11 protein-coding genes are annotated in these 10,141 nt (G+C 66.9%); all 11 read right to left on the bottom strand.

Translation table 11 applies throughout. The annotated features are described in order from the left end of the window. Positions 1–51 precede the first annotated feature (51 nt). Complete coding sequence (locus ABWP09_RS11310; protein WP_353205243.1) at positions 52–519, bottom strand: DUF6628 family protein; 468 nt, start codon at positions 517–519, stop codon at positions 52–54. 67 nt (positions 520–586) lie between these two features. Continuing rightward, the gene (locus tag ABWP09_RS11305; protein ID WP_353205242.1) at positions 587–1,921 is read right to left on the bottom strand and encodes a bifunctional folylpolyglutamate synthase/dihydrofolate synthase; all 1,335 of its coding nucleotides are present in this window, start codon (positions 1,919–1,921) and stop codon (positions 587–589) included. A gap of 139 nt (positions 1,922–2,060) precedes the next feature. Then, positions 2,061–2,921: an acetyl-CoA carboxylase, carboxyltransferase subunit beta gene (gene accD / locus ABWP09_RS11300; protein WP_353205241.1), complete on the bottom strand. Its 861-nt coding sequence runs from the start codon at positions 2,919–2,921 to the stop codon at positions 2,061–2,063. Beyond that, positions 2,918–3,709 carry a tryptophan synthase subunit alpha gene (gene trpA, locus ABWP09_RS11295; protein WP_353205240.1) on the bottom strand — a complete coding sequence of 264 codons (792 nt, stop codon included), beginning with the start codon at positions 3,707–3,709 and terminating at the stop codon, positions 2,918–2,920. The genes accD and trpA overlap by 4 nt, the downstream gene beginning before the upstream one ends. Further along, positions 3,706–3,900 (bottom strand): hypothetical protein, encoded by a 195-nt coding sequence (locus tag ABWP09_RS11290; protein WP_353205239.1) that lies wholly within the window; start codon positions 3,898–3,900, stop codon positions 3,706–3,708. The genes trpA and ABWP09_RS11290 overlap by 4 nt, the downstream gene beginning before the upstream one ends. Continuing rightward, positions 3,897–5,126, bottom strand: a complete 1,230-nt coding sequence (trpB, locus tag ABWP09_RS11285; protein WP_353205238.1) for a tryptophan synthase subunit beta — start codon at positions 5,124–5,126, stop codon at positions 3,897–3,899. Before trpB ends, ABWP09_RS11290 begins: the two co-directional genes overlap by 4 nt. Positions 5,127–5,296: 170 nt before the next feature. Further along, positions 5,297–5,935 (bottom strand): phosphoribosylanthranilate isomerase, encoded by a 639-nt coding sequence (locus tag ABWP09_RS11280; RefSeq protein ID WP_353205237.1) that lies wholly within the window; start codon positions 5,933–5,935, stop codon positions 5,297–5,299. Between the two features lie 164 nt (positions 5,936–6,099). After that, positions 6,100–6,774 carry an orotidine-5'-phosphate decarboxylase gene (pyrF, locus tag ABWP09_RS11275; protein ID WP_353205236.1) on the bottom strand — a complete coding sequence of 225 codons (675 nt, stop codon included), beginning with the start codon at positions 6,772–6,774 and terminating at the stop codon, positions 6,100–6,102. Further along, positions 6,771–7,112, bottom strand: coding sequence for a hypothetical protein (locus ABWP09_RS11270; RefSeq protein ID WP_353205235.1), 342 nt, complete (start codon positions 7,110–7,112; stop codon positions 6,771–6,773). Before ABWP09_RS11270 ends, pyrF begins: the two co-directional genes overlap by 4 nt. Positions 7,113–7,267: 155 nt before the next feature. Continuing rightward, complete coding sequence (locus ABWP09_RS11265; RefSeq protein WP_353205234.1) at positions 7,268–9,559, bottom strand: patatin-like protein; 2,292 nt, start codon at positions 9,557–9,559, stop codon at positions 7,268–7,270. 24 nt (positions 9,560–9,583) lie between these two features. Further along, positions 9,584–10,141, bottom strand: a 558-nt coding sequence (locus ABWP09_RS11260) for an endonuclease/exonuclease/phosphatase family protein (protein WP_353205233.1), incomplete at its 5' end; no start/stop codon positions are given.

Below are 10,141 nucleotides of genomic sequence, written 5' to 3'. Positions count from 1 at the left end.
CATCAGCGCCCTTGGGAATCCCAGATCGATTCAAACATGGGGTGACAGACTCTAAAGGCTGATTGGGCGGCCCGCATCGGCAAAGGCCTGCGCGAGCAGCGTGATGCTCGCGAGCACGCCGTCGGGGCGGCGCACGCCGATCAGGTCGCCGAGCAACAGCCGCGCGCTGTCAGGTGCGGTCTCGGCGCGGGCGAGGATCGTCAGGACGGTGGTCTCCGACCCCGTCATCCGCAGGCAGCAGCACGGCGCGATCGTGATCGGGCAAGTCGCGGCGTGCGCGAGGTCGGCCATCATCGCGCGCAGCAGCACCAGCGGCCGGCGAAACCCTGCGCCGAACGCCTGCAGCAACAGCGCCGCGGCCGCCGCATCGTGGAGGCCGTGCGCGCCGATCCGACGGAAGGCAAACAGGGCCAGCCGGGCGTTGGGGTCCGACGGCAGCGGCCCCTTCAGGCTGGCGGCGAGGGCGCTGGGATGCTGAGCGGGGGAGGGGGCGGGCGAGGGGGCAGGCGAGGTCGTCATGAGAGGATGCTCCGTTGCGGCGGTACATTCTCCCGTAATCGCTATTGCAAGTCAATCGCAATAAAGGTCAGTCGGGCGCTTCGCCGTTCGCCAACAGCACCGCGCCCGCGAGATAGAGCGAGCCGAGGATCAGCACGATCGGGGGCTCGGCCTGGTCGGCGATTGCGGTGATGTCGGCGAGCGCGGTCGGCACATCGGGCGCGGTATGGGCGGCAATGCCGAGATCATGCGCGATCTGCGCGAGCGCGGCGGGGGTGTGGTGGTCGTGGCCCGGCGTCGGCACGACGTGGAGCGTCGTCGCCAAGGTCGCAAACGGGGCGAGCAGTCCTGCGGGATCCTTGTTCGCCAACATGCCGAGGATGAGATGCACCTCGCTGCGCCCGATGCCGGGATGCGCGATCGCCTCGAGCGTCGCGGCGATCGCGGCGGCGGCGGCGGGGTTGTGGCCACCGTCGAGCCAGAGCTGGCTGCCGGGCGGGAGCAGGGCGGTGAGCGGGCCGGGGTGGAGCCGCTGCATCCGCGCGGGCCAGCGCGTCGCAAGGGCGGCGGTGCGATACGCCTCGGGCGGGATGTTCAGCACGCTTTGATGCCGCAGCATCGCGATGGCGAGGCCGAGATTCTCCGGCTGGTGCGGGCCGGCCATCGTCGGGAGCGGGGTTTCGACGGGGCCGTTCGCATCAGAGTAGGTCAGCGTCTCGCCGACGCGCAGGTGCCAGCCGCTGTCGAGCGCGCTGACACACGCCCCGGCGCGCGCCGCGACCTCGGCCACGCGCGCGGTGACGCTCGGGGGATAGTGCATCGTCACCAGCGGAACGTCCGGCTTGGCGATCCCGGCCTTTTCGCCCGCAATCGCTTCCGCGGTGTCGCCGAGGAAACTCTGGTGATCGAGGCCGAGTTGCGCGATCCCGGTGACGATCGGCGTCGCGATGACGTTGGTCGCGTCAAGCCTGCCGCCCAGGCCGACCTCGATGATGCACGCGTCGGCCGGCGTGCGGCTGAAGGCGAGGAAAGCGGCGGCGGTGGTGACTTCGAAGAAGCTCGCGCCGATGCCGTCGGCGTGGTCGAGGACTTCCGCCAGCAGGACCGCGAGCACATCGTCTTCGATCAGACGGCCCGCGATGCGGATCCGTTCGTTGAAGCGGACAAGGTGCGGGCTGGTGTAGACATGGGCGGTAAGCTCCGCCGCCTCGATCGCGCCGCGCAGGAACGCGCAGGTCGAGCCTTTGCCGTTGGTGCCCGCGACATGGAGGACGGGCGCGAGGCGGTGCTGCGGGTTGCCGAGCCGATCGAGCAAAACGGTGATGCGGTCGAGCCCGAGGATATCCGCGCCGGGGGACAGCGACCACAGGCGGTCGAGCTGGGCTTGCACGGCGGGGTGGGTGGAGGTGGCGTGGTCGGGCATCAGTTCTTCTCCCTCTCCCCGGTTGCGGGGAGAGGGTCGGGGAGAGGGGCTGTCCTGGGAGCCCCCGTCCGCGTTACTTCCCCTCTCCCGCGCTTCGGCTACGCCTCGCTTGCCCTCTCCCCTGAAGGGGAGAGGGAGATTATGCCGCCGCCTGCTTCACGCACAGATAATCGATCAGGCTCGCCAGCGTCGCGCGCAGGTCCTTGCGGTGCTTGACCATGTCGATCATGCCGTGTTCGAGCAGATATTCGGCGCGCTGGAACCCTTCGGGCAGTTTTTCGCGGATCGTCTGTTCGATCACGCGTTGCCCGGCGAAACCGATCAGCGCGCCGGGCTCGGCGATCTGCACGTCACCGAGCATCGCATAGCTTGCGGTGACGCCGCCGGTGGTCGGGTCGGTCAGCACGACGATATAGGGCAAGCCGGCATCGTGCAGCATCGCGATCGCCACCGTCGCGCGCGGCATTTGCATCAGGCTGAGGATGCCCTCCTGCATCCGCGCGCCGCCGGCTGCGGTGAAGATAATATAGGGGCAGTGCGCGCCGATCGCGGTTTCGATGCCGCGCACGAAGGCTTCGCCCACCGCCAGCCCCATCGATCCGCCCATGAAGGCAAAGTCCTGCACGCCGATGACGGCGGTGCGCCCATCGATCTTGCCAATCGCGGTGATCAGCGCGTCGCCTTCGGAGGTCGCGAGGCGGGCGGCCTTGATGCGATCGGCATAGCGCTTGGTATCGCGGAATTTCAGCGGGTCATCGGGCACCTTGGGCAATGGCACGATCGTGTACGACCCGGCGTCGAACACATATTCGAAGCGCCGCAGCGGGCCGATGCGCTCGTGATGTTCGCAATGCGGGCAGACGTGGAGATTGTCCGCCAGCTCTTTCACGAACACCATTTGCCCGCAGCCCTTGCACTTGTGCCAAAGGTTGTCGGGCGTGTCCTTCTTGACGGGGACGACATACGCAAGCGCGTTGCGGACGCTGGTGAGCCAGGTCATGCGGCTTCCTTGGTTGCGGCGCGGATCGCCGTCGCGAGGGAATCGATATAGGCGCGCACATAGGCCGGTGCGTCAACACCGTGGGTTGCGACCAACTCGACGATCGCCGAGCCGACCACGACGCCATCGGCGACGCGGGCGATCGCGGCGGCCTGTTCGGGCGTGCGCACGCCGAAGCCGACCGCGACGGGGAGGTTGGTGTGCGCCTTCAGGCGCGCGACGGCTTCGTCGATCGAATTCTGCTGCGCCTGTTGCAGCCCGGTGATGCCCGCGACCGAGACGTAATAGAGGAACCCGCTCGCGCCATCGAGCACGGTCGGCAGCCGCGCGGCGTCGGTGGTCGGGGTGGCGAGGCGGATCGGGTCGATCCCGACGGCGCGCAAGGCGGGGCCGAGTTCAGGGTCCTCCTCGGGCGGGATGTCGACGCAGATGACGCCGTCGACGCCCGCTTCGTGCGCGGCGGCGGCGAACCATTCGGGGCCGCGGATCGTCATCGGATTGGCATAGCCCATCAGCACCAGCGGCACCTCGGGGTGGCGGAAACGGAACGCCTTCGCGATCGCGAGAATGTCGGCGGTTTTCGTGCCCGCGAGCAGACTACGGATGTTCGCGGCCTGGATCGCGGGACCATCGGCCATCGGATCGGTGAAGGGCATCCCAAGCTCGATCACGTCCGCACCGCCCTCGACGAGCGCGTCGAGGATGTCGGCGGTCGGGCCGTCCCCCGCGGTGACGAAGGTTACGAGCGCGGGGTGGGGTTTGGCGAAGGCGGTGGCGAGGCGGGTCACTTAGCCCAGCCCTTCATTGGCTTTGGCCAGATACGGTCGAACAGTTTGGGTGTCGTCATGAAGACGACAGCACCCAACGCGCCGCCTAATCCAAAAGTCCACGGAAGTGCTCGCGTGATGAAGTGCGCTATCGCGATCACGGCAATCAGAAATGCTCCCACGAAGGCAATCTTCGCTACGCTCCGCTTCATATCTTCACCCCCAACGCTTCCGCGACGGTGAAGATATCCTTGTCGCCACGCCCGCACAAATTGGCGAGGATGATCTGGTCGCGGTCCATCTCGCGTGCGCGCACGGCAACTGCGGCGATAGCGTGGGCAGGTTCCAAAGCGGGGATGATGCCTTCGGTGCGGCATAGCAATTGAAACGCATCGAGCGCTTCGGTGTCGGTGACCGAGGTGTATTCGACACGGCCGATCGAGTGCAGCCACGAGTGCTCGGGTCCGATGCCGGGATAATCGAGCCCGGCCGAGATCGAATGTGCCTCGGTGATCTGGCCGTCTTCGTCCTGCAGCAGGTACGTCTTGTTGCCGTGGAGGATGCCGGGGGAGCCACCCGCGAGGCTGGCGGCATGTTCCTTGTCGAGCCCGCGCCCGGCCGCTTCGACGCCGAGCATCATCACGTCGCCATCGTCGAGGAAGGGGTGGAACAGCCCGATCGCGTTCGACCCGCCACCGATCGCGGCGACGAGCAGATCGGGCAGGCGGTTGATGCGGCTGAGCATCTGCGCGCGCGCCTCGGTGCCGATCACGCTTTGGAAATCGCGGACCATTTCGGGGTAGGGGTGCGGGCCGGCGGCGGTGCCGATGATGTAGAAGGTGTCATGGACGTTGGCGACCCAGTCGCGCATCCCCTCATTCATCGCATCCTTGAGCGAATGCGATCCGCTCGTCACCGGGCGGATTTCGGCACCCAAGAGCTTCATGCGGAACACGTTGGGCGCCTGCCGCTCGATATCCTTGGCGCCCATATAGATGATGCACGGCAGGCCGAAGCGCGCGCAGACCGTGGCGGTGGCGACGCCGTGCTGGCCAGCGCCGGTCTCGGCGATGATCCGTGTCTTGCCCATCCGCATCGCGAGCAGGATCTGCCCGATGCAATTGTTGATTTTATGCGCGCCCGTATGGTTCAGCTCGTCGCGCTTGAACCAGATTTGCGCGCCTTTTCCGTCCGGCGCGCCTTCGCGCAGCGCCTCGGTCAGGCGCTCGGCGTAGTAAAGCGGGCTGGGGCGGCCGACATAATGTTCGAGCAGATCGTCGAACTGGATCCTGAACGCCGGATCGGCCTTGGCGGCGCGATACGCGGTGTCGAGTTCGAGCACGAGCGGCATCAGCGTCTCGGCGACATAGCGACCGCCAAAAGCGCCGAAATGGCCACGATCGTCAGGTTGCGTGCGGAAGGAGTTGGGGGCGTTCATGGGAGTGCGTTTAGCATCTGGCGCGGGCGTGTCGAGCGGTGGCCGCAAGCAAAGCCCCCTCCCATCTTCATGGGAGGGGGTTGGGGGAGGGTCTTCTTCTTTCGGGGGCAAAAGAAGAAGACCCTCCCCCGCCCCTCCCGCGAAGGCGGGAGGGGGGAAGAAGAGCGCGATCAGAGGTCGTTCACCGCCCGCAAAAATGCGCCGATCTTGCCCACATCCTTGATTCCGGCCGCGCTTTCCACCCCCGACGACACATCGACCAATGTTGCGCCTGTGGTCCGCACCGCCTCGGCGACGTTGAACGGATCGAGTCCCCCCGACAGCGCCCAGGGCAGCGGATGGCGGAAGCCGTCGAGCAAGCGCCAGTCGAAGCGCACGCCCATCCCGCCGGGCAAAGCGGCTCCGGGCGGGGTCTTGGCGTCGTAAAGGACTTTGTCGGCGACCCCGGTGTAGGTCAGCGCCGCGTCGAGATCGTCGCGCGTCCGCACCGCGACCGCGATCCACACCGCAAGCCCGGTGCGCGCCTTGATCGCGGCGGCCCGCTCGGGCGTGGTGTCGTGCAGTTGGAGGATATCGAGATGTCCGGCGGCAACCGCCTGCTCGATCAGCGCATCATCGGGGTTCACAAAGACGCCGACGCGCTGAACGTGGGCGGGCACGCGCGCGGCGAGTTGCGCGGCACGGGTCGGCGAGAGATTGCGCGGCGAGGGGGCGAAAAACACCAGCCCGACATGACTCGCCCCGCCGGCAAGCGCGGCGTCGAGCGTTTCGGGGGTGGAGAGACCACAGATTTTCGCGGTTGGGGGCATGGGGCTTCCTTGCGCTTTGGCTGCACGAACGCAAGGTGCGCTGCGCTTACAGCTCCACCCCGGCGGAGGCCGGGGCCCAGTTGCGGGACGAGAAATTGAGAGCGAGGCGCTCGGTTACCTGAGCCATCGCGACTGGGCCCCGGCCTTCGCCGGGGTGGAGCCGGTCAGAGCGTCGCTTCGATCTCGCGCGCCGCCACATCCGGATCGGCCGCTTGCGTGATCGGGCGGCCGATGACGAGGATTGACGCCCCCGCGTCGAGCGCGGCGCGCGGGGTGACGACGCGCTTCTGGTCACCGACCGCGCCATTCGCTGGACGGACGCCGGGGACGACGAAGAAGCCCTTGGGCCAGAATTTGTGCGCGGCGGCGACTTCCTCGCCCGAACAAACGACGCCGTCGACGCCGGCATCCTTCGCCAATTCGGTCAGGCGGAGCACCTGATCCTGCGCGCTGTTCACGCACCCGATCGATTTCAGGTCGCTGCCATCGAGGCTGGTCAGCGTCGTTACCGCAACGACCTTGGTGCCAAGCGGGGCGGCGGCCTTGGCATCCTCAAGCATCGCGCGGCCGCCCGCAGCGTGGACGGTGAGGATCGCCGGATCGAGTCCGCGCAACGCCATGATCGCCTTGGCGACGGTGTTGGGGATGTCGTGCAGTTTCAGGTCGAGGAAGATCGGCAAGCCGAGTTCCGCCATGTCGCGCACGCCGCTGCGCCCGTTCGCCATGAAGAATTCGAGGCCCAGTTTGATCCCGCCGACATGGTAGCGGACCTTGGTGGCGAGCGTGCGCGCCTTGGCGAGATCGGGTGTGTCGAGCGCGACGAACAGGCGGTTGTTCATGCCGGGTCTGCCGGTGGTGCGGGCGTGCCGACCGGATCGGGGGATAAGGCGGTAGCGCTCTGCAGCGACGGTGTCGGCGGCGCAAGGGCGCTGCGCAGGTCGTTGAGCGTGCGTTCCGCCGTTGCCAGCCGGTTGCGCATCCTCCAGCGCAGCGTCGAATGCCATGCCAGCGTCGGGACGAGCCCGGCGAGGAAGGTCAGCAGCAGCAGCAGCGGCAAGTTGATCAGCGCCTCCATCCCGCCCCACAAATGGATCGTCACGCTGGTCCAATTCCCCAGCGTAAAGATCGCCGCGATGAAGGCGAGCAGGCACCAGAACAGGATTTTCAGAAATTGCATCAGGCGAGGTTAGTGCGATCGCGATACGATTGCCAGCCTGCTCCTCCCCTCCCTGGAAGGGAGGGGATTGAGGGGTGGGTTGGTATGGGCGACGGAAAGCCCTCTCCACTCCGACCCACCCCCAGCCCCTCCCTTCCAGGGAGGGGAGGACATAGCTAGCCAATCTCCCGCCGCAACGTCTCGAACAGGCCCGGAATCATCGTCAGCTTCGGCGCTTCCTCCTCAAGGATGGCGCGGAATGCCGCGCGTTTGATCTCGGCGGTGCGGCCGGGTTTCAACCGCATCGTCGGATCGAGCGCGGAGAGCACGATGTCGACCATCCGTTCGGCCCCATGGAGGCGGCCCCACAGATAGTCATTCTCGCGATACGCGCGGCTGAAGAACGCGCCGAAGCTGTTGAACTGAATCCCTTTCAGCGTCGCCGCAGCGCCCCCGCTACGGATGCTGATGGCATCGTCGGGGGCGATGCGGTCGACTTTGATCGCATCGAATTCGTCGAGCCCGTCGCCTTGCAATAGCGGCAAGGTGGCGACGTCGAAATACGGAAAACCGAGATAGCTCAGCAGGATCGTCCGTTTTACCTCCCGTTCCAGGCCAGAAAAGGCGATGGCGAGCCGCGCCTCGGTGCGCTGGTCGAGCGTCTTCAGGTCCATCGCCGCGCCAAGCTTGTCGAGCAACGGCCCGGCATCCCCGCGCAGCAGCCGCACGTCCTTGCGCAAATGCGTGTAGCGCTCGGTGCGCTTGCACTCGAGATAGTCCGCCAGGCTCGCATAGATCGCGTCGCGGATCGGCGCGAGTTCGGCTTCGGGCTGATCGCCCTCCAAATCGGTGATTCGCCGCGCGAGCAAGCGCAGGCGGCGCAAGCGGAAGCCGAGGTCGAAGGTGCGCAGGAAGGCGATCGTCGTGGCGCTCGCGCCGCCGGAAAAGCTTGGCGTCATGTCGTCAAACCCGCGCTCAGTCACGGCGTCCGCGATGTGCGCCCGAATCCCGCGCCAGCGCTGCGGCCCCGGTTCACCGCCGGCATGATGCAGCAGATCGGTGATCGTCTCGACCACGCCGGTGATCTTCAAATGGCCATAGGCGGCATAGCCATAGCCCGCGCTTTTCGCTGCTGCCGCTTGCGCGCGTTGCCGCCAGGTCGTCAGCCGCGCTTGCGTCGGCGAATCGAGGAACAGCGTATAGCCGAACAGCGCCTCGACCTGTTTTTCGACCTCGGGGCGGATCCCGGCGATGATCGCACGCATCCGTTCGATCTGGCGCGAGCGTTCGGCGATCTCCTCCAGATTGTCGCGGATCGGTTGCTCACGGGGGAGTTCGGAAATCGCACCGATGATCGTCTGAAAGAAGCCGGGGGGCTTTGCGTCGTGCGCGCCGAAGTGGATCGAGCCGCCGGGGTGCGGATCGATATAGACGAAGCGCCGGTCGACCTGGCGGCGTGCGGGGCGTTCGCGCAGCGCCTCGATCGCCGGACGGAAGGGCGCATTGTTGAGCACCGAGCCATCGATCAGCACCGCGCCCTCGGCGGCGTTCGCGGCGAACTGGCGCGGCAGAACGCGTTTGAGGAAGGCCGCGCGATTCGCCCAGGATTCTTTGCGTTCGGCCAGCACGCGGTCGAGCTCGCCGACCATGAAGGGCGGGAAGGCACCGGGAAAGCTCGACGTCGCGCGCGCCGCAAAGGCAAGCTCCGCCGGGTGCGCAAGCGTCTCGCTGGTCAGCCCGTGATCGCTGAACGGCACGATCACGCGATGTTCGATCTCGACCACTTCGGGCGGGGAATTGAGCGTGAGGCGTTCGGGATGACCGCGGAAATCGGTGACGGTCACGAACAGATCGAGCGGTTGCCCGTCGGGCAACAGCCGCGGTTCGCGCGGGGCGGCGGCCATCGCAGCGAGCGCGTCGAGGATCATGCCCGTGAAAAGCTCGCCCCCGAACGGCGGCTCGAACCAGCGTGAGCGGATAAAATGCGAGAGCTTGGCGCGGACTTCCTCGCGCGCGCCGGGTTCGACCGTCGCATCGATCGTGTCGCGCCGCGCCGCCATCCACGCCAGCGGGAGCGCCCAGGCCTTGGAAAAACGATGGCTCGGCGCTTGTTTGGGATCGATCAGCGCCTCGATATCCGCCGAATCGAGCCACAGATCGGTCAACGGTTCGAGGCTCTGTCCGGTGCTGATCGCTTGCGCGAGGAAAACGCCGTTGATTCCCCCGGCGCTTGCGCCCGCGATAATATCGACGAGGACGCGCAGTTTGAGGCCGGTTTCCGCTTCGATTTCTTCGAAAAGCGCGCGGTACACGTCCGGGCTATCCTCCGCCGGAGCGGTTCCGGCATGGAACGCCCGACTGGCGCGCGCCAGCCGCCAGATTTCCTTGGTGATGCCGTGCATGTAAACGGCCAGGCTGATCCCGCCATAGCAGACGAGTGCAAGGCGGAGTTCCTTCTCGCGCGTCACGGGCGTTGCGTCACAGCCGGGCCATCATAGCGGCTCCAGCACCGCCCAGATCGGCAAATGATCCGAGGCGCGCCGTGCGGCAGGGCTGGCATGGACGCCGCAGTCGAGCACGCGAAAGCCGCGCGTGAAAATGCGGTCGAGCCGGCCGATCGGCCGTCGTGCGTGGAAGCTCGGTCCGGTCGGCACGTTGTCAAAGTCGCGCCCGAAATCGCGCAAGCACCCGGCACTGCGCGTCCATTCGTTGAAATCGCCCATCAACACGGTCGGCAGACTGGCAGCGCACGAATCGACATGCGCCAGGATCGCACGCGCTTGCCGCCGCCGCCAGAGCCCCGACAAATCGAGGTGCATCCCCACGACCCGGATCGGTGCCGAATGCACCACGAGATCGGCGCGGATCGCGCCACGTGGCTCGAGCGCGGGCAAATGCACGGCCGCGCTGGCGTCGACTGCGCAGCCCTTGCGCGCCAGCAAGGCATTGCCGTGCCACCCGATCGTGCCGCCATCGTGCGCGATCGGCACCGCTTGCCACGGGGAATGGTCGTCGAGCATTTGGTGCGGGATGACTCGCGTCTTCGCGCC

The organism is Sphingomonas sp., from assembly GCF_040398505.1.
In the GTDB taxonomy this organism is placed as follows: domain Bacteria; phylum Pseudomonadota; class Alphaproteobacteria; order Sphingomonadales; family Sphingomonadaceae; genus Sphingomonas.
Note: the sequence above shows the minus strand (reverse complement) of the source record. Positions and strands in the feature narration are given on the sequence as shown.